Annotated in this window: 23 protein-coding genes, 1 tRNA gene and 1 pseudogene; 10 read left to right on the forward strand and 15 right to left on the reverse strand. The window is 43.0% G+C overall.

The window, feature by feature from the left end:
• The first annotated feature begins 52 nt into the window (after window positions 1-52).
• Entirely contained in the window at window positions 53-697 is a 645-nt protein-coding gene (hisG, locus tag NIES1031_RS06605; RefSeq protein WP_073548701.1) for an ATP phosphoribosyltransferase, read from the forward strand.
• Window positions 698-910: 213 nt separating this feature from the next.
• Window positions 911-1,621, forward strand: a complete 711-nt coding sequence (locus tag NIES1031_RS06610) for a class I SAM-dependent methyltransferase (RefSeq protein ID WP_236738740.1) — start codon at window positions 911-913, stop codon at window positions 1,619-1,621.
• 70 nt (window positions 1,622-1,691) lie between these two features.
• On the opposite strand, the gene NIES1031_RS06615 is transcribed toward NIES1031_RS06610, so the two are convergent.
• Complete coding sequence (locus tag NIES1031_RS06615) at window positions 1,692-2,147, reverse strand: hypothetical protein (RefSeq protein WP_073548702.1); 456 nt, start codon at window positions 2,145-2,147, stop codon at window positions 1,692-1,694.
• Between the two features lie 231 nt (window positions 2,148-2,378).
• Between NIES1031_RS06615 and NIES1031_RS06620 the strand changes: the two genes are divergently transcribed.
• On the forward strand, window positions 2,379-4,241 hold the full coding sequence (locus NIES1031_RS06620) for an ABC transporter ATP-binding protein (RefSeq protein ID WP_073548931.1): 1,863 nt from the start codon (window positions 2,379-2,381) through the stop codon (window positions 4,239-4,241).
• A gap of 127 nt (window positions 4,242-4,368) precedes the next feature.
• Here NIES1031_RS06620 and NIES1031_RS06625 read toward each other — a convergent pair whose 3' ends face one another.
• The 4 genes from NIES1031_RS06625 to holA form a co-directional block, all read right to left on the reverse strand.
• On the reverse strand, window positions 4,369-6,798 hold the full coding sequence (locus NIES1031_RS06625; protein WP_073548703.1) for a PhoX family protein: 2,430 nt from the start codon (window positions 6,796-6,798) through the stop codon (window positions 4,369-4,371).
• Window positions 6,799-7,240: 442 nt separating this feature from the next.
• Window positions 7,241-9,331 carry a PhoX family protein gene (locus NIES1031_RS06630; RefSeq protein ID WP_084544265.1) on the reverse strand — a complete coding sequence of 697 codons (2,091 nt, stop codon included), beginning with the start codon at window positions 9,329-9,331 and terminating at the stop codon, window positions 7,241-7,243.
• A gap of 500 nt (window positions 9,332-9,831) precedes the next feature.
• Window positions 9,832-10,326 carry a DUF4168 domain-containing protein gene (locus NIES1031_RS06635; RefSeq protein WP_073548704.1) on the reverse strand — a complete coding sequence of 165 codons (495 nt, stop codon included), beginning with the start codon at window positions 10,324-10,326 and terminating at the stop codon, window positions 9,832-9,834.
• 239 nt (window positions 10,327-10,565) lie between these two features.
• Entirely contained in the window at window positions 10,566-11,543 is a 978-nt protein-coding gene (gene holA / locus NIES1031_RS06640; protein WP_073548933.1) for a DNA polymerase III subunit delta, read from the reverse strand.
• 11 nt (window positions 11,544-11,554) lie between these two features.
• On the opposite strand from holA, the gene NIES1031_RS06645 reads away from it, so the two are divergent.
• Window positions 11,555-12,184 carry a cobalt-precorrin-8X methylmutase gene (locus tag NIES1031_RS06645; RefSeq protein WP_073548705.1) on the forward strand — a complete coding sequence of 210 codons (630 nt, stop codon included), beginning with the start codon at window positions 11,555-11,557 and terminating at the stop codon, window positions 12,182-12,184.
• A gap of 15 nt (window positions 12,185-12,199) precedes the next feature.
• Complete coding sequence (cbiE, locus tag NIES1031_RS06650; RefSeq protein WP_073548706.1) at window positions 12,200-13,426, forward strand: precorrin-6y C5,15-methyltransferase (decarboxylating) subunit CbiE; 1,227 nt, start codon at window positions 12,200-12,202, stop codon at window positions 13,424-13,426.
• Between the two features lie 20 nt (window positions 13,427-13,446).
• Here the strand turns inward: cbiE and NIES1031_RS06655 are convergent, their stop codons facing one another.
• Window positions 13,447-14,244: a CPBP family intramembrane glutamic endopeptidase gene (locus NIES1031_RS06655; protein ID WP_407919484.1), complete on the reverse strand. Its 798-nt coding sequence runs from the start codon at window positions 14,242-14,244 to the stop codon at window positions 13,447-13,449.
• 153 nt (window positions 14,245-14,397) lie between these two features.
• Window positions 14,398-14,811, reverse strand: coding sequence for an AbrB family transcriptional regulator (locus tag NIES1031_RS06660; protein ID WP_015188289.1), 414 nt, complete (start codon window positions 14,809-14,811; stop codon window positions 14,398-14,400).
• Window positions 14,812-15,546: 735 nt separating this feature from the next.
• Between NIES1031_RS06660 and NIES1031_RS06665 the strand changes: the two genes are divergently transcribed.
• Window positions 15,547-16,539 carry a succinate dehydrogenase/fumarate reductase iron-sulfur subunit gene (locus tag NIES1031_RS06665; RefSeq protein WP_073548707.1) on the forward strand — a complete coding sequence of 331 codons (993 nt, stop codon included), beginning with the start codon at window positions 15,547-15,549 and terminating at the stop codon, window positions 16,537-16,539.
• A 101-nt stretch (window positions 16,540-16,640) separates the two neighbouring features.
• Here NIES1031_RS06665 and NIES1031_RS06670 read toward each other — a convergent pair whose 3' ends face one another.
• The 4 genes from NIES1031_RS06670 to psbX form a co-directional block, all read right to left on the reverse strand.
• Window positions 16,641-17,165, reverse strand: a complete 525-nt coding sequence (locus NIES1031_RS06670) for a TolB family protein (RefSeq protein WP_073548708.1) — start codon at window positions 17,163-17,165, stop codon at window positions 16,641-16,643.
• 119 nt (window positions 17,166-17,284) lie between these two features.
• Window positions 17,285-17,851, reverse strand: coding sequence for a TolB family protein (locus NIES1031_RS06675; protein WP_073548709.1), 567 nt, complete (start codon window positions 17,849-17,851; stop codon window positions 17,285-17,287).
• A gap of 173 nt (window positions 17,852-18,024) precedes the next feature.
• On the reverse strand, window positions 18,025-18,915 hold the full coding sequence (locus tag NIES1031_RS06680) for a Ycf66 family protein (protein WP_073548710.1): 891 nt from the start codon (window positions 18,913-18,915) through the stop codon (window positions 18,025-18,027).
• Window positions 18,916-19,120: 205 nt separating this feature from the next.
• Window positions 19,121-19,240, reverse strand: coding sequence for a photosystem II reaction center protein PsbX (psbX, locus tag NIES1031_RS06685; RefSeq protein WP_015188284.1), 120 nt, complete (start codon window positions 19,238-19,240; stop codon window positions 19,121-19,123).
• A gap of 341 nt (window positions 19,241-19,581) precedes the next feature.
• Here psbX and NIES1031_RS06690 point away from each other — a divergent pair, with 341 nt between their 5' ends.
• Window positions 19,582-19,875, forward strand: coding sequence for a YggT family protein (locus tag NIES1031_RS06690; protein WP_073548711.1), 294 nt, complete (start codon window positions 19,582-19,584; stop codon window positions 19,873-19,875).
• Between the two features lie 62 nt (window positions 19,876-19,937).
• Here the strand turns inward: NIES1031_RS06690 and accC are convergent, their stop codons facing one another.
• Complete coding sequence (accC, locus tag NIES1031_RS06695; RefSeq protein ID WP_073548712.1) at window positions 19,938-21,293, reverse strand: acetyl-CoA carboxylase biotin carboxylase subunit; 1,356 nt, start codon at window positions 21,291-21,293, stop codon at window positions 19,938-19,940.
• 146 nt (window positions 21,294-21,439) lie between these two features.
• Between accC and NIES1031_RS06700 the strand changes: the two genes are divergently transcribed.
• Window positions 21,440-21,521: transfer RNA gene (locus NIES1031_RS06700), tRNA-Leu, on the forward strand.
• Window positions 21,522-21,608: 87 nt separating this feature from the next.
• Here the strand turns inward: NIES1031_RS06700 and ffh are convergent.
• Window positions 21,609-23,066, reverse strand: coding sequence for a signal recognition particle protein (gene ffh, locus NIES1031_RS06705; RefSeq protein WP_073548713.1), 1,458 nt, complete (start codon window positions 23,064-23,066; stop codon window positions 21,609-21,611).
• A 516-nt stretch (window positions 23,067-23,582) separates the two neighbouring features.
• Between ffh and gifA the strand changes: the two genes are divergently transcribed.
• Window positions 23,583-23,786, forward strand: a complete 204-nt coding sequence (gene gifA / locus NIES1031_RS06710) for a glutamine synthetase inactivation factor IF7A (protein ID WP_015188280.1) — start codon at window positions 23,583-23,585, stop codon at window positions 23,784-23,786.
• A 290-nt stretch (window positions 23,787-24,076) separates the two neighbouring features.
• On the opposite strand, the pseudogene NIES1031_RS06715 reads toward gifA, so the two are convergent.
• Window positions 24,077-24,229: pseudogene (locus NIES1031_RS06715) on the reverse strand (amino acid ABC transporter ATP-binding protein); the annotation flags it as partial.
• Complete coding sequence (locus tag NIES1031_RS06720) at window positions 24,193-24,624, reverse strand: transporter substrate-binding domain-containing protein (RefSeq protein ID WP_407919485.1); 432 nt, start codon at window positions 24,622-24,624, stop codon at window positions 24,193-24,195. The pseudogene NIES1031_RS06715 and the gene NIES1031_RS06720, both read right to left, overlap by 37 nt.
• A 238-nt stretch (window positions 24,625-24,862) precedes the next feature.
• On the opposite strand from NIES1031_RS06720, the gene NIES1031_RS06725 reads away from it, so the two are divergent.
• Complete coding sequence (locus NIES1031_RS06725; protein WP_073548714.1) at window positions 24,863-25,837, forward strand: phosphotransferase; 975 nt, start codon at window positions 24,863-24,865, stop codon at window positions 25,835-25,837.
• Window positions 25,838-26,298 lie beyond the last annotated feature (461 nt).

Here is a 26,298-nt window from a genome sequence, read left to right on the forward strand (position 1 = left end):
AGGAGCAAGGGTATAGAATTTGTGTTAGTGTTAGCAACTCTATTTGATTCTTATGCTTACTGTGGCATTGCCGAAAGGCGCTCTTTTGAAAGATAGCATTAGCTTATTGCAATCTGTAGGATTAGATTTTAGTGCCTTTTTGGATTCTGCTAATCGGCAACTGCAAATTCAAGATCCGACAGGAAAAGCACAAGCATTACTCGTGCGAACGCATGATGTTCCTGTATATGTAGAATATGGTCAAGCACAGTTGGGAATCGCTGGTTACGACGTACTCCGCGAGAAGAAACCCCAAGTTGCACATTTAATCGATTTAGGATACGGGCGCTGTCGGATGTCAGTCGCAGTGAAAGCATCGAGTCCGTATCGTTCAGCGGTAGAATTACCAACCAATAGTCGAGTAGCGTCTAAATTTGTGCATTGCGCGCGCGAATACTTTGATAGTATTGATTTACCTGTAGAAATTGTGCCTTTATACGGTTCGGTAGAATTAGGACCAATTACCGGAATGTCTGAGGCGATCGTTGATTTAGTTTCTACTGGGCGGACTTTACGTGAGAATGGCTTAATTGAAATTGAAGTACTTTACGAAAGCACCGCGCGATTGATTGCGCATCCATTAAGTTATCGGCTAAATACAGATAATTTGAGTGAAATCATAGAGAAGATCCGTTCTAAGACTTTAGCGACAGTTTAATGTCAGATAAATAATGTTTGAATTGTTGTATTTGTACGTGAATATTGAATCTCGTTAGACGAAAGTTGGATTTGTGAAAACTGTTTTTTAAACGAACCACTGAGGAGCCAGTCTCGTGCGGAGGTGTCCTCCGTTGAGAGAACTGGCGTACGCAGAGGACGCTGAGCAAAGAGATAGGGAGAGTTTTTAATAAATGACTTAGGACTGCTATATATGGATATGCACAAACAAACGGTTGACTTTGATGCTAATCCGCCAGTTTTTAGTACAGAATACGACGATCGTGCGCGTCAGGCACTTCCTGGGTATGAAGCAATGCACACAATGGCATTGTCATCTCTAAAATTTCATTTACCAGAAACCGCAAATGTCTTGATTGTGGGTGCGGGTACAGGGATGGAGTTGGTGAAGTTTAGTAAAAGTAACTCACAGTGGCAATTACTAGGTGTCGATCCATCGAGTAATATGTTGGCGATCGCCCAACAAAAAATCACTCAAGACGACTCATCAAATCGCATCAAGCTATTCCAAGGATACACCCACGATTTACCCGATATGCTGCTTTATGACGGCTCAACGTGTATTTTGGTCATGCATTTTTTGCCTGATGATGGTAGCAAACTCGCGTTACTTCAAAGTATTGCACAACGATTACAATCAGCAGCCCCACTTATTTTAGTAGATATATTTGGCGAAAAAGGTTCGCCTGAATTTGAGAAACTCACGGCGATTGTTAAACACTACTGGGAAGAAAGGGGAATACCACTAGAACAGAGAGAGGAAATCTCAGCATCTAGTAATAATCGTGTTTATCCTATTACTGAGTCACGCACAATTGAGTTGTTACAGCAAACCGGCTTTGATAATATTGTTAGATTTTATACAGGACTCGGAACTGGTGGTTGGGTAGCCGCTAAAAACTAAGCTTCTTAACGCACTGGGATTAGAACTTCACTTTATATTTTAGGATGCGATCGCACTTCAGCTTGTTAATTTATAAACCAGTAGTCTTTTGATACACAGTTTGACGATAAGCGCTATTAAGTATATTTCTATCTAATGGTTCACCTTTATTATTCGTAGCTACACAAGTCACTTCTGGCAGATCTTCGCCGTTATTAAAATAAATTAAATGACATATAGCCCAAGGATTTTGTTTAACGTTATCAAGCATAAGAGATTCACCTTTTATCTCTACTTCAGTGCGAGAAATATCTTGCTTGTAAACTTTAGCTTTAATACCCCAATAAAAAAGATACTCATCTAAAGAGGTTTCTGTACCTCTGTAAACAACGTGTTTGTAATAATTTGCTGCTGTCGTTGGGTAATGAACAATAGCTGACGCGAGTTTCCAAGGATCGTCTTTGTACCATACCGGAGAAGATTTGGCCGCAAGACTAAACAAAACTGCATTGGTAACTAATATCCAGATAACGAGTTTTTTCAACATTTTTTTGACAATAACTGAGCAAATCTACAAACTTTAATATGCCCAGTTCCTTGCCAAATATCTCTGCTTTTCGCTGTGCGATCGCTAAATCTTAAATATTGCCATTCGCCTAGTCAATTTGTATTCATCTATTATCGACTTTCCATCTTAAGCATGGTGATTTAGGATGCGCTAGCGCTAAACTCGATAAGCGTGCCTTGCGCTTTGAAGATTACGTTATTAGGTTTTAGCATGACTATTTCGGCGCCACAATCGCCGCTAGTGACAAATCGTCGCCGCGAAAATGACTGGCGATTATTTTTACGGTTAGTGCCTTATGGAAGGCGTCACGGGCGGCTGTTAATAGTATCTATGTTGTTGCTTGTTCCGGTGGCGATCGCTGGCGCGGTACAACCATTGATTATTGGACAGGCAATTTCTCTAATTCGCCAAGAACCAAATGTCTATGAGTTTCTCCAAAATCGTCCTTTATCTGAAGGATTGAGAATACTAGAGGGCTTGTTGCTACTAACGGTCATTTTTCGATTAATCTTTACAGGACTTCAAGGTTATCTTGTCCAAAAAGTCGGACAACAAATTACGGCTGATATCCGGAATGACTTATTTGAACACGTCACATCACTAGCAGTGCGGTTTTTTGACCGTACCCCTGTAGGTAAGTTGATTACTCGCCTGACGAGCGATGTCGAAGCTTTGGGTGATGTCTTTGCTACTGGGGCGATTGGGATTATCAGTGATGTTTTCTCAATGCTGGTAATTTTAATCACAATGTTCGCCTTGCAGTGGCAACTTGCTTTGATGCTGACGTTGATGCTGTTTCCAGTGACAGCGTTAATTATTTATTTTCAGCAACAGTACCGCAAAGCAAACTACAAAGCCAGAGAAGAACTTTCGGTGCTGAATTCCACATTGCAAGAAAATATTACTGGTATCAATGTGGTGCAATTATTTCGACGCGAGAAATTCAACGCGCAACTGTTTCGGACAACCAACAAACAATATGTTCGTGAAGTTGATAAAACTATCTTTCACGACTCAGCCGTGTCTGCAACGTTAGAATGGGTTGCATTGGTTGCGATCGCAGCTGTTCTTTGGCTAGGAGGCTTTCTGGTCCTACGCGAACAGTTGACATTTGGGACATTATCTGCATTTATTCTCTTTGCACAACGTCTATTTGATCCTTTAAGACAATTTGCCGAAAAATTTACGGCGATTCAAGCAGGCTTCACCGCTGTAGAACGTGTCAGTGATATTCTTGATGAACCAATTGAAATTCGCGATCCAAAACACATTAAAAATCTGCAAGCACGCAACAATCAAAATGATTTTCCCCGCTCCTCGCCCCTCGCTCCTCGCTCCTCAGTAGGAGAAATTCGCTTTGAAAACGTTTGGTTTGCTTACAAAGATGATGATTACGTTATCAAAGATTTAAACTTTGTCATTCATCCTGGTGAAAAAGTTGCTTTAGTAGGTCCCACAGGTGCAGGCAAAAGTTCTATTATCAGACTATTGTGCCGCTTGTATGAACCAAGTCGCGGGCGGATTCTAGTAGACGGTATTGATGTTCGTGATTTACCACAAGCAGAACTCAGAAGTCGCATGGCAGTGATCTTGCAAGAGGGTTTTTTATTCGCGGGAGATGTTAAAGGTAATATCATCCTAGGTGATTCTTACTCTTTTGAAGAAATTACCGCAGCCGCAAAGAAAACGAATATTGCTCAATTTATCGAACAATTACCGCAAGGCTACGACACTCAACTAAGAGAACGCGGTACAAACCTGTCAAGTGGTCAAAAGCAACTTCTCGCGTTTGCCCGCGCTGCCATTCGCGATCCGCATATTTTAGTATTAGACGAAGCGACAGCTAATTTAGATGTTGGTACCGAAGCTTTAATTCAAGATGCCTTGGATCAGTTACTTGTAAATCGCACAGCAATTATCATTGCGCACCGCCTATCAACTATCCGTAATGTAGACCGCATTTTTGTTCTCAAGCGCGGTCAGCTTGTCGAATCAGGCACGCATGAGGAATTGCTACAGCAAGGTGGTTTATATGCTAGTCTACACAATTTACAGATGCTAGGAACCGAGTAACACTAAGGAGGTGGACTTTGTTTATATAGCTGCGAATAAATTCGCCAAGCTAGAAAAAAATGGTTATTTCCAGCAGCAAATATCTCTCGAAATAACCACAATTAATCCATGCAATTAAGGTAACAATTTACACAAATGTTCCTTTGCCATCTTTGCGGCGAATACCGATAACTGATGGACGAGGTGCGCCCTGAGGTCTGCCTTCAATATTGCTAGGCCAATTGCTACCGCGCGGGACATGACGCTTTTGCTTGAAGAGCGTACCATCTAAGTTGAGCATCTCAATTTCGCGATTGAGAGTTTCTTGCGGAGTATAAGGACAATCTTCACCAGGATGCTGCACGGCGATAATTAAGGTATCGTTGCCAATAAAGGTTGGTCCTGTCATCTCGCAGCGCGGTGGACCATATGCAAAAGGTACGATTTCTCCAGCATCAGAACCACTTGTAGGAATGAAGAATAACCAGTTATTACCGAAGACACCAACAAGGTTTGAAGTTTCTACATTTTTGTCGGAATCGATGATACTAGGCGAATTTGAACCAACTACAGTGTGTTCTATATCCAATGGGGTACCCGCAGCACCAACATCAAAACCGTTGTGCGCGCTAGTGGACATATCAGTAACACCCCAGATATTGCCTTGGTTGTCAAATGCTAAGTTATCCACATTAGCAAAACCATCTCCAGGTTCTGCGCCTGCTTCTCCACCTTTAACAAAGCGTTCCCAACGGAAAGTCGTGCCTGTACCATCTTCACTATCTTCAATAATCTTAAAGAGTTCTCCCGAAGGCTGCGCCGCAGTTATAGCTTCACTGTACTTAGAAACGACAAAAATCCGCGAATCAGGATAACCGTCACTTCCTGGCGCACCGTCAGTATAAGCAATAAAGACTTCTCTCGGATTGCGGGGATTAACTTCCAAGTCTTCAGGACGCGCTGTGGGAGTTCCACCAACTAAGTTAGCCGCAATGAAAGCGTCAACAAGTATTGCACCTTGACTGGTGTAGAAATCGGATAGCTTTTTGCCTTTGTAAGGTGGCAGCGCGGTAGCTTCGTTGGTAATAGTAACATCAAAACCACCACCGTCTACTTCTTGACCTGTGCTAATCCGGCTAGGTAACTTGATTAAACCGTCTCTGGAAGCTGTACCCAATGCTGCTAATTCAACAGAGGCTAGAACAGATGGTGGAATTGGATTCGTTGCAGTACTTAATACAAGCGGAATCCATTCCCCTGTTCCTTCAGCTTTGCTTGGGTCTTTAGGCGGATTATATTTAGCTACATACAACGTACCTTCTTCAAACAAGGCGCTATTATCTTTCTTCGCATTGCCATCGACGGGCTTAACAACAGTTCCTTTGCTGACAAACTTCCAAGTGTGACCGCCACGCCGATCATCACCCATGTAACCGACTAGCTTTTTGCCAACTTCTGCACGGAAGGCAATGTTTTCATGACGGAAGCGACCTAGTGCAGTATGTTTGCGCGGACGAAAATTAGGATTGTAGGGATCTACTTCTACCATCCAACCGTATTTTTCGCCAACTAAGCCAAATTCGGCTCCGACTGTACCCTCGATATAATCAAGTTGTGTGCCATCGGGTTTTACTGCTTCTGTTACCCCATTAAAGAATCTGGAACTTGCTTGAAAGTTTTCCTCAGCAGATAGAATTGTATTCCAAGGGGTAGTACCGCCAGAGCAGTTGAAGCCAGTGCCAATAATCTTGTTACCTAACCCATCAGAACTCAAATTAAAAACTTCTTTGGCAGCAGGTCCAGTACCAATGATATAGTTATTATCTCCTTTTTGGTAACTGCGAGTTCCCCAAGAAGTGACATCTTTGTACTGATCTGTACGTTGGCTATTGATTTTTAAGCCGGAAAGACCATGAAGGCGACAGTTGTTTGGATCGCGAACAACCGCATAGTATCCCTGGTTATTCCGTGTAATACGAATAACAGAAAGTCCTAAATTGTAGAAAAACTCGCCGAGTAATTCGCGGTTTTTTTCATTGGGTAGACTGCGTCCTACTGCCGAAGGATAAGCTATGGGAAATTGCGCTGTATCTACTAGATCCTCTGGGGTATCAGGTGCAAGTTGCGAAAAAGGATAGCCTACGTATTCATGGTTAACGACAAGATACCCATCGTTGAGATTTCCCTCAATAGGAACAAAGGACGTGTAGTCGCAGTTGTAACCAAAGTATTCATCTGGATTGGGGAAAACGCGATCGCCCCAGCGCACAATCACATACCGCTCATACTCTGGCGGCACAATCACATCATCAAAAACGGTGTAAGTTGTTAACTTCGCGTCCGAGGCTGGCTGTAATATATTTCCTTTGCCAATTCCTGTTGGTAAATAACTGACTTGCTGTTGATATATTGGTAAAGGATGTGGTAAACGTACAGGCGTAAAGCTTAAAGGTACAACTGTTTGGGCATAGGTAGACCCATTACCCAGTAATCTTTCTCCTACGACAGGCGCTAATACAGCAGTACCAGCACTGGCTCCAAAGAACACAAGTAGCTGTCTGCGAGTAAGCTTAGACATGAAACTCCCCTTCTTGTCAGAATTGCTATGCAATTGTTTGCTAGCTACGGCGTTTGTAGATCGGCGAATTTATTCGCAGTATTCCGGTTAAATACAGTACCTGTACAACATTAAGGTGAGTTAATAGTGTGGTTAATACTGCTCAAATCAAGCAATCTAAATTGAGGAGTTAGTTTTTACAAAAATTATTTTCTAGATTGGTGTACGTATGCGTAAGTACTTTAATTGTTAATATTAGCTATATAGCTAAAACCTAATTAGACAAGCGTTAAGTAATAATTATTTTGAAATATCTTTAGAAAAGAATAGTATTTTTTGGTTTAAAACTTCATACAGAGATGATAGCGTGTCAAGAATGTTTAAGGGGTCAATGTGACCCCCAAAATAACTTAAGTTTAGTATTTAGTTGCGAATGACATCACGATTGAAAATTGAGCGATCGCTAAGTTCCAATGATGCCACCATCATCTTTAGTAATCACGACCGTCGCGGATCGAGGATAAATTTTTGGATCTTGGTTAGGCCAGCGTGAGTTAATTTTACCTGCCGCAAACTCCTCTTCAGAAGTCGTTGCTCCTGGGTGCTGGACGTTAATGAACATTGTGCGCTGGTCAGGCGTTGTCACTACACCCGTAATTTCTTGTCCGATGGGTCCTGTTAAGAAGCGGCGAATTTCACCAGTATCCGGATCAGCTGCTAACATTTGGTTGTTGCCAAACTGTGCAAACTCACCTTGGTTCTGAGAGCTTTCACCAATATCAGTCTGAATCCACAGGCGAGCGTCAGCATCAAACCACAATCCATCCGGATTCACAAAAATGTTATCGGCATTGAGAGGGCGACCAGATAGCTTGCGGCTATCATCTTCTGGTCCAGCCAGTACAAATATATCCCATTGGAACGAGGTAGCAGTTGGGTTCTTACCAGCTTCACTCCAGCGAATGATATGCCCCCAATCGTTTTCAGGACGGGGATTCGCAGCATCCACTTGCTCAGATTTGCGATTGGAGTTGTTCGTTAGCGTGAAGTAAACGTTTCCATTGCGAGGATCAATTGCTCCCCACTCCGGACGATCCATTTTGGTTGCACCTACAAAATCAGCAGCAGTGCGTGTATTAACCAGAATATCTGCCTGATCTTGAAAGCCATTTTCAGGAGTCAGTCCATTCTCACCAAACTTGAGTGCGAGCCAGTTACCTGTGCCATCTTCATTGAACCGAGCCACGTAGAGCGTTCCGTCATCCAATAAAGCCCCACTGGCTGTTGCCTGGCAATAGGGCTGTGCGGAAACATATTTGTAAATGTACTCAAACCGAGCATCATCGCCAGAATAGCAAACGATTGGCTGACCTTCTACAGGTGACTGAAACACAACTCCCTCATGCGCAAACCGTCCAAGGTAAGTGTGCTTTACAGGAGTGCTATTGGGATTGAAAGGATCAATTTCTACCACCCAGCCAAAGGCATTCGGCTCGTTGCGATAGTCCTCAGTAGCACTGGCACCGCTTGCAGAAGCACCAAAGCGAATATACTCGTCTGCCTTGCTATCTGCCAATTCCCAGCCGTAGCGTGAAGTGCCATCGGTAGAAACTCCGTAACGCTCGTGATCGCGAGGTACGTCTTCATCGTTGTTGAGGAAATATCTCGCCCAGTTTTCTTCACAAGTGAGATATGTATTCCAAGGAGTGACACCGTGAGCGCAGTTGTTGATTGTGCCACGAGTTCTCGTCCCATCTGGACTGTATTTCGTTTTAACTAAATCAGATCCGCGTACAGGTCCTCGAATTTCCATAGGAGTCAAGGCTGTAATCCGACGATTGCGCTGATCGCGCACTACACGCCAGCTACCATCAGATTGACGAGATATCCGTGTAATAGTGACTCCATGTCCATTCATTTCCTTGAGAACTTGATCGGTTTCACGAGTACCGTCTTCTTTCTGCGGAAAACCATCAGGACCTAATGCTTGCCCGACTGCTGCTGCATGAGTATAACGCGGCTCGATATATTCATGATTTACGACTAAGAGTCCATCGACTGAGCTACCCTCGTAAGGTGATTTACCTTCAATGGGGAAGAAGTGCATGCCGTCGTGATGCTGACCGACTTGCATTCCCTGCTCTGCTCCTGTATTTTTCAAGCTATAACGGGGAAAACTGCCACTGATCGGTTCTCCCCAAGGTATGAGAACGCGGGCGGTATAACCTTCTGGAACGACAATGGTATCGGCTTCGCTAATAGGAACCGGTTTAAACCCCAACTTAGTATTGTTGGCACTGGCAGGACGAGCCTTCAATCCATCCATAATTGGTCCTGCAAACATTGAGGTTACGGCTGCTGCAAGTGTACCTCTTAATACTTGACGACGTTGTAAGCGAGAGTTCAAGATTGATGAAAAGAAGGGATTGCTAGAACGATTAGAGATCGGTTCGCCATCGTTATCAAACTGCTTGGCATGGTGCGTAGCCTCCTCATATGCTCCTCCTCTAGCAATGCGGGAATACTTCTGCCTGAGACTGCGTTTACTACTCACGATAAGTTCTCCTCTTGTATTGCTTGCCCTGTACTGATGTGAGCATGAGTAAAGATATCGTCAGGACTTACGCAAATCATGAAAACATGAAACACTTATGCCCTGATATCACAGTGCACTATCTAAGCGTTAGCTGCTATCCGTAGGCATTCAAACAAAAAATCCGAGTTCTCGCGTAAGTCCCACGGTACTGCAAACTCACGTTATTACGGGTAACTACATTACTCTTGCAAGATTAAGATAGAGTTAATGCCAGGCTAATACTAGCCATTTGTTTTTTGGAACATGGGTTATGGCAGGAGTCAGAGGTCAGAGATCAGTTGACAGTGAAGAGAGTGTGGGAAGACTTTGTCAACTATCAACTACCAACTGTCAACTTAGCGTGTTCGATGTCCTAACTACCCCAACGAGACTGCTATAGATGACACAAAAGAAATATTGCAAGTTTAAGCTTACTTGCGCTCGCACCTGATCATCAATATTATATAATTTCGCTACAACTAATTAGCCGAGGCATTTTGCAGCCGCAATAACTCATTTTTCACTCGTCGTTCGAGTTGCGCGTCGCTTTGCAAGTTGACTGTGATTGCATTAAAGCGATTAATCGTTAAACCATTACTTTCGACAATTTGCCGCGATCGCTTGCAGAACTCGACTGCAATATTACGTGCATCTGTAGGTAGCGAACTAAAGCTACGTGGTTGGTTGCAAACAATTGGTGGAATATTGTCTGAAGAAATGATTCTTTTGATTTCGTTAAACGCGGTTTGTCGCACAGGTTCCATGACGAGAACTGAGCGAGCATAGTTTGTCACCTCTGCATTGCTCACAGCTTGGGCATAAGCTACAGAAGAAAATTCCACTTTTCGCGATCCAGCTAAATTAGGAACTAATCCAGATACGACACTTACACTACTTAAAGTAGCGATAACAAGCGATCGCGATAGCATTCGGCGGAAGTGATGACCAGAAACGATATGCCGATAAGATATCATACAACAAGCAACGAGAACAGTACTTTAGAGTAACAATTGTTTTGAAGTAATTTATTGCTTATAAGTTCCAGAAATCAAATTATTCTCAAGTTAATCGCTGAGCGATCACCAAAATCTCCGAACTTAATTTTTTCAGACTTCTCCGTATTTTTCCTGAACTTGACTGAAGTTCTTTAGTTGAGCAGTCAAGAGGAGAAATTCTTAATGTCCTTACCACACCCAATCAATTACTAACAGATTTAGCAAAAAAGTTGGCAAAGTTCCATAATCTTCGTTTGTAAAACTAAAATTTCCTCAATTCCTTGTTTTAGGCTGACTTCGAGTTCGAGTAATACTGGCAATGTAGAAGCGAGTTGCTTCACGGAAACGCCTTTAACGTCTTGTTGTAAAAAGTAAACGCGCTTAGGATTTGCAATTTCAGCCGCTTGCGCGATCGCTGCATTATCTTGCCTTGTCTCACTCATCAGCTTCACCCACAACCACATACGAAATTGTCCTATTAAAGTCGCAACGATGCGCAAAGCAGGCTCATTTTGCTCGATCAGTTGTGTTATCAATTCTAACGCTTTCGCCGAATCGCCATCTTTAATTGCGGCGGCTAGGTGCAAACTGTTGTGAGTATTATTACTAACTAAGGCAGCGACTGCGGCTTTATCTATGGGTTTTGAGTCAAAACTGGCAAATATGCGTAATTTCTCTAATTCGTTATACATTTGACGTGTATCATTGCCGACAGCTTCCGCTAGCATCTGCGCACTTTGCAACGTCAGTTTGATATTCAATTCCCGCGCCGCTTGTTGTACTTTGTCAATGAGTTGCTCGGTTTTCCACGGAGGAATCAAGGAAAATTCCTGAATTTGTGCAAATTTTTGGACTAGCTGCGTAGATTTGAGACGTCCATCCGGTTTATTGCGACAGCTGAGTAGTAAAACTGAGTTTTCAGGAATCGCGGGTAATGTGCGTTGTAACTCGGCTAATAAGTCAGTGGAACACTGCTGAAATACTGTTGTATCAACAAGCCATGTCAAGCGATGACCAGCGCCAAAAGGAGGTGTGATAGCTTGTGTAAGTCCTTGGATAACTGCGTCAGGTTGCGTCGCTGGAATTACGGTATAGTTAAAACTGAGCCATTGGGAATCAACAAAGCGATCGCGTAAGCGAAAAATTGCTGTTTGCATCGCGAAATCATCTTCACCCCAGTAAACATAAATTGGCATAAAAATCACTCGTGAAGCGCGAACAAAACGAAAGTACGATCCAAATCCATCCCATTATGGAGCAAAGTTTTGCCGTCATTGACCGCGAAATCGGCGCGCATAATTGGAGTGATGCGGAATATGCGATCATCCGCCGCGTGATTCACACTACCGCCGACTTTGAGTTTAAACATCTGATTTCCTTTAGTCCAAAAGCAATTCATGCCGGAATCGCGGCGCTGCGGTGTGGTGTTCCGATTGTTACCGATGTCAGCATGGTGAAACAGGGTGTTATCGGATTGGTAACAAAGACATTTAATAACCCACTAATCAGCGCGGTAGAACAAGTTAGTACTGCTTTACCAGGAAAAACGCGCACCGAAACAGGTATACTTCAATGTTACGAGAAATATCCGCACGCTATCTATGTCATTGGTAATGCCCCAACCGCTTTACTAGCGTTGTGCGATCGCATCACAACAACTTCTATCTTACCCGCATTGGCGATTGGCGCTCCGGTAGGTTTTATTTCGGTTTTGGAGTCGAAAGCCGCATTAGCCCAAACACCCGTTCATCAAATTCGCGTTGAAAGTCGTAAGGGAGGATCGGCTGTTGCTGCGGCAATTCTCAATGCTCTCATTATGCTAGCACTACAGAAGTAGAAATCAGGATGATTGATGAGCGTAGTTCATGTTGTCGGAATCGGTTTGGATGGTAAAGCAGGGTTAAGCGAGAATGTACAGCAAATCGTTGCCCAAGCGACATTATTAATGGGAAGCGATCGCCATTTAAGCTATTTTCCTAAGCATCCCGCCCAAAAGTGGGTACTTGGTGATTTTACCGCAGCGATTGAGCGCATTCGACAGCAAAATACAGGCAATATCGTTGTCTTGGTCAGCGGCGATCCGCTATTTTTTGGTTTAGGGCGACTTTTAGTAGCAGAATTTCCGTCCGAAAAACTCGCTTTTCACCCGCATTTAAGTTCAGTACAATTAGCATTTAACGCGATCAAGGTTCCCTGGCACGATGCTAAAATCATTAGCGTTCACGGACGTTCGTTAACAGAATTAATTCAAGCATTACAGCAAGGCGTTGAGAAGATTGCTGTGTTGACAGATAACACAAATACTCCGAGTGCGATCGCGCGTTTGCTTCAGTCGTTAGATTTACCAAGCGATTATCAGTTTTGGGTTTGCGAAAATTTAGGGAGTCAGCCACAACGCGTACAATCTTGCTCACTCGAACAAGTTGCATCAACAACGTTTGCACCGTTGAATGTCGTTGTTTTACTGCGTCAAAGTGACTCAAAAGACTTAGATTTAGCAACTTTACCACAGTTTGGTTTACCCGATCGCGTATTTTTAAGTTTTAGCGATCGCCCAGGATTAATGACCAAGCGCGAAATCCGCGTGTTAGTTTTGGGAGAGTTAGCGTTACAACCTGGGCAAATTGTCTGGGATATTGGTGCAGGTACGGGTTCCGTTGCGATCGAAATCGCCCGCTTGTTTCCGACATCTTGCATCTATGCCATCGAAAAAACCGCAGCAGGGACAACTTTAATTCAACAAAATTGCGATCGCTTTGGTGTAAAGAATGTTGTTTCGATTCACGGTAGGGCGCCAGAAGTTTTATCACAACTTCCCACCGCAGATCGCGTGTTTATTGGTGGTAGTGGCGGTAATTTAGTTGCTATTTTGGAGGCTGTGCGCCTTTCCCCCAATGGTGTTATTGTCCTTGCTTTAGCAACGGTAGAACACCTTGCGATCGCGTTAGATTGGCTCAAACATCAACAATGGCATTATCAAATGTTGCAAGTACAGCTATCGCGTTCTGTACCAATTGCGGATTTAACGCGGTTTACACCCTTAAATCCTGTAACAATTTTGAGTGCTACCACGAAGTAATCGATAATATGTGTTTCCCATTACCAATTACCCATTACCAATAAAATTCCCGCCGTTGCGAGTAACAGTAAAATTCCTAAAATGCCAGCCAGCGGTTTCGCATATTTCCCTGTTACCCAGTCAGGAACTTTTTGTGTGTAGGTGAGAATTTGAGTGGTGTCGATGGATGCGATCGCCCACACCCAACCGCTATGTAGTCCCCAAGCTAAGCCTAAACTTCCACTATCAATAACTCGCGCTAACACAAGTACCATCCCCATCAACCACAATCCAGGAAGTTGCGGTACAGTTTCGCGTTGTTCCCACACAAGATGCAATACCGCAAAAATTCCGCTAGAAATAACTGCGGCGATCCACAATGGATAATCTTGCTGCATTTGTGTCAGCATAAAGCCCCGAAAAATTAATTCTTCAGTTGCACTTACCCATAGCGCTAAAACGAATGTCGGTAGTACGACACTCATGATTTGCTGTAGCGATATCTTTTGCCAATTTACCCAGCCCAAAATTGTTTGAATCGCAAACAAAATCGCGAGACTGAGGATGGCGATCGCTAAACCTACGCCCAAAGATCGCAGAATTGCAAAATTCCAGACCAAGCCATAGTCTAAAAAAATTCTGTTTGTGATTTGGCTCACTTTCCAAAGCACAATTGGGGCAAGAAGATAGAGTGATGCTAATAACGGAAGTTTCTGCGCAGCTAAAGTCTTTGACTCACCACGCGCGACAAACAGCGGAATTGCTATTGGCAACCAACACCCAGCCCAAGCAGTTAAAAAGCCTATTACTTGTAGTAATGATACTGGGGTAGCTGCCAAATTTATCAGCAAACTATGCGCTGTATATTGAAGATGCTCGTTCAAAACCGCTGTCAATTTGCCAGATTTTTTTTGATTGAAGATTAATAAAAAGGTCAGGCTAAAAGTTATGTTTCCGATATTGAGGAATGAGCCTTAATCCTTTTGAGAAAATTATTCTTCATCTTCGTCAGCATCTTCGTCCTGGCTAGCACTTTTATCACTATCTAGTTGAATCAAGTGAATGTGTTTGTATCCTAGCTTGATTTCAAATTCATCTCCTGGTTTGAGTCCCATTGCCTCAGTGTAAGTTGCACCTATGACAATTTGACCATTTTTGTGAACACTAACACGATATGTTGGTTCGCGACCGCGTCCATCTTTTGGTCCTTCTGGACTTAGGGGAATTCCTCTAGCTGCTAATAATGCATCATAGAAATCAGTGAGATTAACGCGAGTCTGTTTATTCTTGGTTACTGTGTAATAACCACAGCGCTTTGCTCTTTCTCGTCTTGGTAAGTCAGATAATTCTTTTACCTTTTGCAGTAATGCTTTTCCTGTTAATGGTGCAGTTGCGGTTTCAGTCATCGCACTTATAAATCCTTACGTTCTCCAAGTTGGTTTCATTGTCTTTTACAACAATGACATTATAAAAAATATATCCTCTTCTCTCTACTTTTTAGCAAAATAATCTGGGAATATTTACATCTTATCCCTTGTTAAATTATATTTGCATACAATTTTTATTGTAGTGGCGAAGCAGCGAGGTAATGAGTAAAGTTTTTGGCAATTTGCAAATATTTTTATTTTGCCAGTGAGGCAACCATTGATTAGCGATATCAAAAATTAAACGCAGATGCCTCTTTGTTCGGCTTTTATTAGTCTGTGCTACAAATAATGGCTAGCAGTTTACTGATTTATCCACGAGGGTCTCAATCCCAGCCAGCATATTATGTCAAGTCCAGACACATAATTCTTAAGACATATTTTTTGTAACATTGTGGTTTGTCATTCACCAATCAACAACTCAACCTTAGTTAAACCAACTGAAAAAATAGTTGCGACAAATCACAATTCTCCCTTCTCCTCTCCTGTGGACTTCGGCTCATCTCTGTATATCAACTTTCAAGCAAAACATTATTAAGTAGGTAGAAGGGCTGAGCTAACCAGAGTTCTGAGATCGGTTTTAAACTAGAAGTAACCTCCAAATCACCTACTAAGTACCAAAGTGTAGTAAGTGATCGCAAAATATCTTAGCAAGTAAATGCTAGCAAGACGATCAAATTATAGGTACGCATAAAAAAACTGTAAGGCTTTGTAAAGATGCAAGTTATTTTTAAAGTTATTCGGCAAAAAGAAAATTCTCCAGCCCAAGCCCAGACATACCAGTTAGAAGTTGAGCCAGGTAATACAATTTTAGATTGCCTAAATCGCATCAAGTGGGAGCAAGACGGAAGTTTAGCATTTCGGAAAAATTGTCGCAATACGATTTGTGGCAGTTGTGCAATGCGGATTAACGGACGTTCGGCTTTAGCGTGTAAGGAAAACGTCGGTAGTGAAGTTCAAAGATTACAAAACATCGAGGGTGACGCGATAACTCCAGAAATTATGCTGGCACCATTAGGAAATATGCCCGTCATCAAAGACCTAGTGGTAGATATGGATAGTTTTTGGAAACATTTAGAGGCGGTAGAACCTTATATCAGTTCAAGCGCTAGAAAAATACCAGAACGCGAATTTTTACAAACTCCACAAGAGCGATCGCGTCTCGATCAAACGGGTAATTGCATTATGTGTGGTGCGTGCTATTCCGAATGCAATGCGCGGGAAATCAATTCCGATTTTGTCGGTCCTCATGCGCTTGCCAAAGCGTACCGTATGGTAACAGATTCACGCGATACTCAAACTGAAACGCGCTTGGAAAAATATAATATTGGCACTCAAGGTGTATGGGGTTGTACGCGCTGTTTTTATTGCAATAGTGTGTGTCCGATGGATGTTGCACCTTTGGATCAAATCAGCAAAATCAAACAAGAAATCTTAGCGAATAAGGAAGTACCAGATAGTATCCCGATTCGACACCGCAAAGGATTAATTGAACTTGTAAAGCAAGGCGGCTGGATTAATGAACCGAAATTTGTTCTTCAAGTTGTCGGCGATTACTTCCGCGACCTCGAAGGTTTATTGCGAATTACACCGCTTGGTTTCAAAATGCTCATTCGCGGTAAATTTCCACTTCATTTTGAACCATCAACGGGTACAGAAGAAGTGCGATCGCTGATTGAATCGGTACAACAAAAGAGAGGTGAGGGGTGAGGAAGTAGTTATGAGTGGCTAGTAACTAGTGGGTAGTGAAAAGAGAAGATTATCTATAGTTTTCTTTCCTGCATCTAAAGTTACCCCTGTCCTATCTCTTTTTATTGAGGTTCAGTTGGGATATTGATTGGTTGTCCGGCGCGATCATAGACGAGAATATCCCACTGTCCGTTAGCACTTGATTCAAAGGCAATTCGATTGCCATCAGCGCTAATTGTTGGGTTACGAACTTCGGCTTGTAAGTTAGTTGTCAAGTTCCGTAACTGGCGGGTTTCGCGGTCATACAAAAAGATGCCAGACTTTCCTTGACGATTGCTAGCAAATACAATGTACCGACCATTTTTGGATAAAGCAGGACTTGAGGCGATCGCATCAAACGAATTTAATCCTGGTAAGTCAACTAATCTACGGCTCACCATATCAAACAAATAAATATCTTGACGCCCAAAGCGGTCCGAACTAAAGACGATGTATCTTCCAGAGACGCGCGGCGTCAGTTCAGCCGCAGGGCTATTCAGGCTTCTTCCTCCTGAATCAAAGGGAAAGTTTAATAGCCGCGAGGAACCGCCACAGCTACTCAGTAATACTGTTAAGATAATTGTGATTAAGATAACTAAGCGTTTCACAAACCGATTGATAGACTCAAAATTAGGCTTGATAGCAGTTGACAGTGAAGAGAGTGTGGGAAGACTTTGTCAGCTGTCAACTGTTTGTTCGGGTAGCCCCGACTAAAGTCGGAAGGCATCTACGATTTACGACCTTCAATAGGAACACCGTCAGGAATATCTAGTTCAATTCGAGAACCTCGATCGAGGACTTCAATATCCCACTGACCATTAATACTACTCTCAACGACGATGTAGCGACCATCAGGACTAATGCTCGGATTGCGAACCCATCCTTGATACCATCGGCTTAAAATCTGTCGCTGTCGCGTCACGCGATCGTAGAGTACTAAACTTGGTCTTCCTTGGTCGTTAATAATACAGACAATGTAGCGTCCTGTATAACTAATGCTAGGGCTTTCTGCAACGGCTTCAGGGCGGTCTTGTAAGCGCGGTAAAGGTAGCAAAACCTGCGCTTGCAGGTCATACAAGAGGAGACGACGACTACCGTCACGGTTAGAGATAAAAGCTACGTAGCGACCATCACCACTCAATGCCGGTTGTTCATCAGTATATCGGCTGTTTAGACTAGCGGGAGTGCTGAGGCGATCAATAGGAGTACACGCGATCGCAAAAATCAATAACCCCAAACCTAGACAAAGATAAATCCAGTGCTGAAGCCACCATTTTGCTAAAAATTTTCTCACCTCAAGTCTACTTTTATGCCCCTGCCCAAGCTGACATTCAGCATTTTAGTATCTTTAGGGCATAACTTGACCACACTCACTCAAAGTATTAGCTAATTAGCAACTGACAATTAGGGCTAATCGCATAAGTATAGATATATGGCTTTAGTTTGACCTATAAGTAAAGTATTGAACTAAGGTTCGTCAAACCTGACTGAATTATCAAAATCACTATCAGATGAATCAACAGGCTTGTAATCTACATAATCTGTTGGCGTTGCCTCAACATCCTCTCTTCTTCGAGACGTACCTTGTGCAGGACGCCGCTTTCGCGTTGGTCGAGATGTCGTACTAGAGCTATCTTTGTCTTCCCACGAAGAATCACTACTTCTTGTAGAACGCGATGGTCTACTCGCGCTGCTGCTACCGACATCATCCCAACTACTATCTGATTTAGGATATCCCCATTCATCAACTTCTGGGCGCTCAGTGGTTGGACGGCTTGTCGGACGAGAAGGACGACGGCGCTTAGTTGCTTTATCTGCTGGTGCTAAGCGTTCAGAACTGCTACCGCGATTCGAGTACCGACGCCGAGGTTCATCATCGTAGTCATCGGTCGAATTACGACGGCCTTCGTCTTCATAGTCGGTGGTTCGTGCTGGGCGCGTTTCTTTTGTTCCCTGAATTCTTCTTCTAGGGTTAATTGTCGGGCGTTCTTCGTAAAGTGGCTCAAGTTCATCTAACTCGGCTTGATACTCATAAACGGGACTAACTGGTCTTTCTTCGTCTACAATTCGCGTGTTGCGTTTGGCTTGTTCAGTAGCAACACCACGCAGTCGGACGCTTTCAACCGCAAAGAAGATTGCTGAACCCGTGAGTAGTAATTGACCAAATTGCAAAATCGGGTCTAATCGCCAGCCTTGAAATAGAAGAATAAAACCGCACAGTAACCCGACAGCCGCAAAAAAGATGTCATGATCTCGCGATAGCTCTGGACGCACTGAGCGCAGGAAATATAGCCCTGCACCAGCTACAGCTAAGAAGATGCCCAGGATACTCGCTGAATTTAGTCCAAAGTTAACCATTTCTGTTCTCTCAAGTATGTCTTATCCTAACGAGTGCAGCCGAAAATCACCATAGGGATCTGGGCATTGTCTTTGTTGCGTACGCCAATCGATATTATTTAAATATACGCTTGTATGCAACTCATTTACTCGCTACACATCTATGACACAACTACAGCACGCGTTAGTAAAATTGATAGGGAGTCGTTGAGACTCCCTAAATCTATTATGAGCGCTGGATTTTATCCTTTTGACTAATAAAAATCAAACCAACTGTTGCTGGAACAACAACAATTAAAAGTCCTGCAAGCAAACTATAAAAGAAATTCATTAAAGAGGGTGTCATAGATTTGCAACCTTTTTGCACACTTCGATCTTAATTTTAATCTTCTGTCACACCATTGAGAAGCTCATCGTGTACTGTTTTAGATTAATACTCCATCTTTACAAGCAATAATGAGCCACAGTGGAAATAGTTTTACGCGCTACAATTTCTCCACAGACTGCTAACGACCCTTTTTTAGTTAAAATACTAAAATATTTACAAAAATTAAAAAACAAAGGTTGTAGCCGTAGTGTCGTGACTTCAGTTGCTACATCTCGGTCTCGATGGAGTGCTTCTTCAGTATTTAGGTACTTTTGCAGCTTACTAGTCAATTTTTGAGTTGTTTCGCCGCTAATATCGATATGAGCGCTGTTACTCTGACAAATTGGATTCTTGGTTCTGTTTTGGGACTAATGATCTTGTTATTTCTTTTCCGCATCGTTCTGACGTGGTATCCACAAGTTGATCTCAAACGCTTTCCTTTCAACGTCATTGCTGTAACCACGGAACCCTTTTTAGCGCCTTTGCGCAAGCTAGTACCGCCAATCGGCGGAGTCGATATTACTCCTGTGATTTGGCTTGGAATTGTCAGCTTGCTGCGCGAGCTACTGTTAGGTCAGCAAGGACTACTGACAATGGCTACGCGTTTGCACTGAAAAGAGGGGTGAGTGAATAGCGATTGAAGCTCTTCTGACCTGCAAACCTTGAACACTGACCTCTAATTTCCCCTTGAGAACATAACGCGTTCGACAAAGTTCGTATAGACGTCGCCTTTTAAAAACTCTGGTGTTTCTAAAATCCTTTGATGGAAGTTGATTGTTGTGGGCAAGCCAGTCAAGGCACATTCGCGTAAAGCACGTTTCATGCGTTTAATGGCGCTGGCACGATCTGGACCCCACACGATTAATTTGGCAATCAATGAATCGTAGTAGGGAGGAATTTGATAATCGGTGTAAACGTGAGAATCCATGCGGACACCAGGACCACCAGGTGGTAAGTAGCCGCTAATCCGACCTGGAGACGGACGAAAGTCATGATCTGGGTCTTCAGCATTAATGCGACATTCGATCGCATGACCGCGTAGTATAACTTGGTCTTGAGTCAACTGAAGTTTTTCACCTTGGGCTACGCGAATTTGTTCAGCTACTAAGTCAAGTCCAGTAATCATTTCGGTGACGGGATGCTCAACTTGAATCCGCGTATTCATTTCCATAAAATAAAATTCGCCGTTGGGAGCAAGGAGAAATTCCACTGTACCTGCACCAACATAATCAATCGACTTAGCCGCCTTTACCGCAGCTTCTCCCATTTTTTCGCGGAGTTCAGGAGTGAGTGCGGGGCTAGGTGCTTCTTCTAATAATTTTTGGTGACGGCGTTGAATCGAACAATCGCGTTCACCGAGGTGAATCACGTTACCGTAGCTATCTGCAAGAATTTGAAATTCGATATGGCGCGGACGTTCGATAAATTTTTCGAGATATAGTCCAGGATTACCGAAGGCAGCTTCAGCTTCTCCTTGGGCGGCTAAAAAAAGTTTGGTGATTTCACTATCGTCGCGGACAAGACGCATTCCACGTCCGCCACCGCCTGCTGTCGCTTTGACGATGACCGGATAGCCAATTTGACGCGCGATCGCAGTCGCTTCGAGTTCGTCTTTGAGTAAGCCATCGCTACCAGGCACAATCGGCACGCCCGCGCGAATCATCGTTTCTTTCGCCGTTGATTTATCGCCCATCGCGCGAATCGCTTCGGGAGAAGGACCAATGAATGTAATTTGATGATCGCTGCAAATTTCGGCAAATCGGGCATTTTCAGCTAAAAATCCATACCCTGGGTGAATCGCCGTGGCGTTGCGCGTTAAAGCTGCGGCGATAATTCGCGGAATATTTAGATAACTTTTGCTACTTGGAGCCTCGCCGATGCATACCGCTTCATCCGCAAGCTGGACGTGGAGAGAATCGCGGTCAACAGTCGAATGAACTGCAACAGTGGCAATTCCCATTTCTTCACAGGCACGAATAATCCGCAGGGCAATTTCTCCCCGATTGGCAATGAGTATTTTAGAAAAGTGCATTTGTCAGCAATACCAACAGTTAGAATAATTGCTCTCGCTAACTCCTAGAACTTCTCTACAGCGGCAGTGCGATCGCGTAGCTTCAGCATACAGTAAATCTGCAACGAAATTGCGCGTAATCTGCTACTATCTATAGTTAGTCGAAAGCGGATGTGGTGGAACTGGTAGACACGCACGTTTGAGGGGCGTGTGGCTTACGCCTTGCGAGTTCGAGTCTCGCCATCCGCATCAAGATGCATTAGGAGCGAGGAGCGAGGGGCTAGAGTTTAGTTGTCAAATTTTTCCTCTGAACCTCCGACTCCCGATCTTTGATCCCTATAGCGTACCAAACCCTTTTTTCTTCTTTTCCTTTTTCTTCTTCTTGGCTGTACCACCGCCGCTATAGCCGCGCCAACCTGGTGCGGAAGGACGATTACCAGCAGCGGCAAGAGGATTGCCCATACCGTCACCGAACATTCCAGGCATTCCAGGGAAGCCGCCTTGCGTCATTTGTTGCATGAGCGATCGCATTTTCTGGAAATCACCCACTAACTTATTCACATCGGCTTCTTTGTAACCCGAACCATTTGCAATCCGTTTTCTGCGACTTGGAGAACTAGCGAGTAAATCAGGATCGCGGCGTTCTTGCGCGGTCATTGAATTAATCATTGCCTCGGCACGCTTTAGCTGCGTTTCGCCTTGCTTGAGTTGATCTTCCGATAACTTATTCATGCCTGGAATCAGCTTCATGATGCCGCCAAGCGAACCCATATTCTTTAGCAGCCGCATCTGCTTGAGGAAGTCGGTAAAGTCAAATTTTGCTGCCATAATTTTTTCTTGCATCTTGGCAGCATCCGCAAGGTCAATTTCCTCCTGCGCTTTTTCGACTAGCGTTAAGACATCACCCATTCCGAGAATTCGCGACGCCATGCGATCAGGGTAAAACGGTTGAAGTGCTTCGACTTTTTCCCCAACACCGACAAACTTAATCGGTTGACCGGAAATTTGGCGTACTGATAACGCTGCACCACCTCGGCTATCGCCATCAAGTTTCGTCAGAATTGCCCCTGTAATCCCAATTTCATCGTGAAACGTTCGCGTCAAATTTGCCGCTTCTTGACCTGTCATCGCGTCTACAACAAGTAGAACTTCATGGGGTTGCACCGCTTCTTTGATTTGGGCTAACTCTGCCATCATGTCTTGGTCAATTTGTAAGCGACCAGCCGTGTCAATAATGACGGTGTCTACTCCTTCGGCTTTTGCGCGTTCGACTCCCTGACGCGCAATTTCTACAGGGTTAGCATCACTTCCCATTTCAAACACAGGTACTTCGATTTGCTTACCTAGTGTCACTAATTGGTCGATCGCTGCAGGACGATAAACGTCGGTGGCTACCATCATGCAACTGCGATCTAACTTGCGTAGGTGCAATGCTAATTTAGCTGTTGCTGTTGTTTTTCCGGTTCCCTGTAAACCAGCCATCAGGACAATTGTCGGCGGTTGTTCCGCTTGTGCTAGAGGAACGTTTGTTTCCCCCATGACTTGCACAAGTTCTTCGTAAACAATTTTGATGAACTGCTGATCGGGTCGTACTCCAGCAATGACCTCAGCGCCTTGCGCATGAGATTCGACTTCAGCAATAAAGTCTTTGACTACCTGTAAATTAACGTCTGCTTCCAACAGCGCGCGACGCACTTCTCGGAGTGCTTCTTGAATGTTGGACTGGGTAATCTTGTCTTGACCCCGTAGCTTTTTCCAGGCAGACTCTAAACGGTCAGCAAGTGCATCAAACATAATTCGTCTATAAGTATTGTGTCAGCCAATTTGTTTGTCTACTTACTACGTTAAATGCTTAGCTATCACTAAAGCTATTAACCGAAAAACGCTGATTGTCAGTTGAAGAAATTAAGGCACACTTTTTTACCAAAGATAAACAACTTAACACTGCGGTATTCCTAGAAGAAATTAAGGCACACTTTTTTACAACCTGGATTCAGCCTTTATCTCTCAACTTCTTCTCTCAAGCCGAGGCGCTTCTAAGGGTTTGTAGATAAAAGTTCGCTATTGGAGGATTTAGGGAGTTTCTGTGCCCCTTAAATTTGAGCCTGAGGACTTGTGTATCAACCATAGCCTAACCTTGAGCGAGGGCAATCATGCAAAGCAGAGCGATTGCGATCGCATCTTCAAATTATGAGGAAAATGTAAACTTTTGTTAAAGTAAGTCATTTTGTATTTTTAGCTACAGAATTGTCTGATATAGTGAACATGTAAAGCAAAAACGTAAACAAATTATTTAAAGAGGAAGCCGATATGTCTGCTCAAGATCAAGCTCGTGCCTTAATGATGCGTCATCATCACCTGATCAGAAATCGTCAACAATCGATGCTTAACCGTGCAGCATCCGAAATGGGTCTAGATGGCACCGAATATCTTGACTATATTCAAGACATCCAAGGTAAAGTAAATCCAAGCTTCCGCAGCACATATGACCGCAGTTCAGCCACGATGAGCTAAGTCTAAACACGTATTTTTGTGGCAATCTGAAGCATTCAACGCAACTAACTAATTTAATTACTCCACAATTTTACCTCTGAGGCGATGAGCCAGGGAAAACAAACCTAGTATATTAACCACAATCAGCCTTGCAAAAAGCTATCTTCATTTTTGTAAGGCAAAATTGCAAATCATTCTTACATTTGGGCATTCTTCAGTTATGAAGAAACGCCCTATATTTATTTAAGTCAGTTAGCTAATCGCTTGAGTTCAGCCGCATAGTTTAGCCGGATAGTCGCATCAATGCTGAATTATAAAATTTGAGATAAAAACTTGCGCGTGCGTTCTTCTTTCGGGTTCTGGAAGAATTCTTGGGGTGTCGCTTCTTCGACAATAACCCCGCTATCCATCAGGGCGATGCGATCAGCTACTTCGCGCGCAAAACCAACACTGTCGGTGCAAACTCTAGACCTATAGATGTATCGCGGCTGATTGTCCAGGTGGTGTTGCGGCTGAGGACATCGATTTCCCCTGCTTGTAATGCAGTAAATCGCTCTTTGGCATTGAGATTACGAAAATCTACCGCTTGCGGATCGTCAAACATTGCTGCAGCGATCGCCCGACAAATATCAACATCTAGTCCGTTATATTTACCTTGTTGAGTCACATAGCTAAATCCTGGCAAATTACCACTCACGCCACAAGATAACCTGCCACGGGTTTTCACCCGATTCAATACTGCCCCTGATGCCGCACCATCTTCTTGGGCAGATAATTGGGGATATAAAAACCGACTACAACCCGATAGCGGAGCCGCCAACAGTGCTGCACTCAACAGCAGGGAACTCCATTTGAGCATATTTTTCTTCCTGTATTTCCTCGTGTCGTTATCTACACCCTTAAACTCAAGCTCAACTGCAATCTTTTATAAAAGTTAATATTGCCAATTTGACGACCTTAACTTCGGTTTAATCTTATAATTTGATATACGTGGTAGTGGTAAATGCAGTTGCTGATACAGTTTGTGATTTTTATTTACTAAATAGTACAGCGAAGAAATACGCTAATAGCTAATCGCTAATAGTTAACTACTAATAATGAGTTCTCCATTTATTCCTGTTATTCATTCGCTGCCTTCAGGAAAGGCTTTAGTAGAAAGGGTGTTATGCCATTATTCTATAGCGACACAAAAGTGTAAGATATACAAACGCGGTCTTAATGATACTTATTTAGTCGAAGCCGAACAAAATCATCAATACATTTTGCGCGTTTACCGCCACGGATGGCGAACCTTGGATGCAATTAATTTTGAACTAGAACTATTACATTATCTGCATAATTGCAATTTGCCTGTTGCTTACCCAATTGCTAAAATAACAGGTGAATTTACAGAAGCGATCGCATCCCCAGAAGGACAACGCTATGCTGCTGTTTTTTCCTATGCACCAGGTCAGGCGATCGGTAAAAATATTAATTCTGAACAAAGTCAACAATTAGGAGAAGTTGTTGCAAGTATTCATCAAGCAACAGATAATTTCACGAGTCGTTTTAGCCGCCCAGAGTTAGATTGCGCGTATCTTTTAGATTGGGCAATGGCAGCAATTTCACTACTATTCCAGCATCGCAATAGTGATATTAATTATTTCCTCAAATTAAGTGCGCAAATCAAAGCTCAGTTAGTCAATTTAGCGTTACCTCAAACATCGCCCTCTTATGGAATTTGTATTGGTGATGTCCATTCAGAAAACGCCCATTTTGTAGGAAATCAACCAACATTATTTGATTTTGACCAATGCGGCTACGGTTGGCGGTCATTTGATATTGCCAAATTTATTCATACAATCCACCGTTGGCAATTAGATGCCAATATTACTAAATCTTTTATGCAAGGATATCAAAAAATCCGGCAGTTGAGCCAAGCTGAAGTTAACGCGATTCCTATTTTTATACAAGTAGCACACATCTGGGTGATGGGAATTGCTTGCGCTGTCGTAGAAGAAGTTCTACCTTACGGCGAGTTTACCGAAGAATGGTTTGATAGCAAGCTAGCTTTATTAAGTAAGCTTACCTAATATAGTTCAATACTTATTGATAAAAAAATAAAATCAGTAACTTTCTAGCAAAGTTGCAGTGCTTTATGTGAGCGACTGCAAAACATTTTATCATTGGTTATCGTATCATTCATATAATAAATTAGTTTAATTTTTGTACAAATTTATTTTTTGACTACTTGCTATATCTTTAGAAAGATGTGGCGTAAATCAAATAAATATTAAGTTATACATATTACAGTAATTTGGTATATTCTATTCGATAGACGCCTGTTGTTGGGCACGAAAAAATGTGTCTTCAGGCAATCAAGAGCTACTGTAATACTTGCAACTAAACTTCAAAGTTGTTGATGTTTACAATCTGAAATAATTTTTGTTAAGTTAGCTGAACTTTTTTTACTATTTTTTTAAAACTAGTAGATTTGCTAACAAACACCGAAATTTGCTCAATCAGATAGTTAAATTTATCTCTCTACTCATGA

The organism is Chroogloeocystis siderophila 5.2 s.c.1 (assembly GCF_001904655.1).
GTDB lineage: Bacteria > Cyanobacteriota > Cyanobacteriia > Cyanobacteriales > Chroococcidiopsidaceae > Chroogloeocystis > Chroogloeocystis siderophila.

What these genes read in the sequence shown, in the direction of transcription:
- accC (WP_073548712.1), bottom strand. Translation starts at nt 21,293, where the DNA reads ATGCACTTTTCTAAAATACTCATTGCCAATCGGGGAGAAATTGCCCTG.
- NIES1031_RS06625 (WP_073548703.1), bottom strand. Translation starts at nt 6,798, where the DNA reads ATGTCTAAGCTTACTCGCAGACAGCTACTTGTGTTCTTTGGAGCCAGT.
- NIES1031_RS06635 (WP_073548704.1), bottom strand. Translation starts at nt 10,326, where the DNA reads ATGATATCTTATCGGCATATCGTTTCTGGTCATCACTTCCGCCGAATG.
- NIES1031_RS06680 (WP_073548710.1), bottom strand. Translation starts at nt 18,915, where the DNA reads ATGGTTAACTTTGGACTAAATTCAGCGAGTATCCTGGGCATCTTCTTA.
- NIES1031_RS06620 (WP_073548931.1), top strand. Translation starts at nt 2,379, where the DNA reads ATGACTATTTCGGCGCCACAATCGCCGCTAGTGACAAATCGTCGCCGC.
- cbiE (WP_073548706.1), top strand. Translation starts at nt 12,200, where the DNA reads ATGAGCGTAGTTCATGTTGTCGGAATCGGTTTGGATGGTAAAGCAGGG.
- gifA (WP_015188280.1), top strand. Translation starts at nt 23,583, where the DNA reads ATGTCTGCTCAAGATCAAGCTCGTGCCTTAATGATGCGTCATCATCAC.
- NIES1031_RS06725 (WP_073548714.1), top strand. Translation starts at nt 24,863, where the DNA reads ATGAGTTCTCCATTTATTCCTGTTATTCATTCGCTGCCTTCAGGAAAG.
- NIES1031_RS06660 (WP_015188289.1), bottom strand. Translation starts at nt 14,811, where the DNA reads ATGACTGAAACCGCAACTGCACCATTAACAGGAAAAGCATTACTGCAA.
- NIES1031_RS06690 (WP_073548711.1), top strand. Translation starts at nt 19,582, where the DNA reads ATGAGCGCTGTTACTCTGACAAATTGGATTCTTGGTTCTGTTTTGGGA.
- hisG (WP_073548701.1), top strand. Translation starts at nt 53, where the DNA reads ATGCTTACTGTGGCATTGCCGAAAGGCGCTCTTTTGAAAGATAGCATT.
- NIES1031_RS06610 (WP_236738740.1), top strand. Translation starts at nt 911, where the DNA reads ATGGATATGCACAAACAAACGGTTGACTTTGATGCTAATCCGCCAGTT.
- ffh (WP_073548713.1), bottom strand. Translation starts at nt 23,066, where the DNA reads ATGTTTGATGCACTTGCTGACCGTTTAGAGTCTGCCTGGAAAAAGCTA.
- holA (WP_073548933.1), bottom strand. Translation starts at nt 11,543, where the DNA reads ATGCCAATTTATGTTTACTGGGGTGAAGATGATTTCGCGATGCAAACA.
- NIES1031_RS06720 (WP_407919485.1), bottom strand. Translation starts at nt 24,624, where the DNA reads ATGCTCAAATGGAGTTCCCTGCTGTTGAGTGCAGCACTGTTGGCGGCT.
- NIES1031_RS06615 (WP_073548702.1), bottom strand. Translation starts at nt 2,147, where the DNA reads ATGTTGAAAAAACTCGTTATCTGGATATTAGTTACCAATGCAGTTTTG.
- NIES1031_RS06665 (WP_073548707.1), top strand. Translation starts at nt 15,547, where the DNA reads ATGCAAGTTATTTTTAAAGTTATTCGGCAAAAAGAAAATTCTCCAGCC.
- psbX (WP_015188284.1), bottom strand. Translation starts at nt 19,240, where the DNA reads ATGACACCCTCTTTAATGAATTTCTTTTATAGTTTGCTTGCAGGACTT.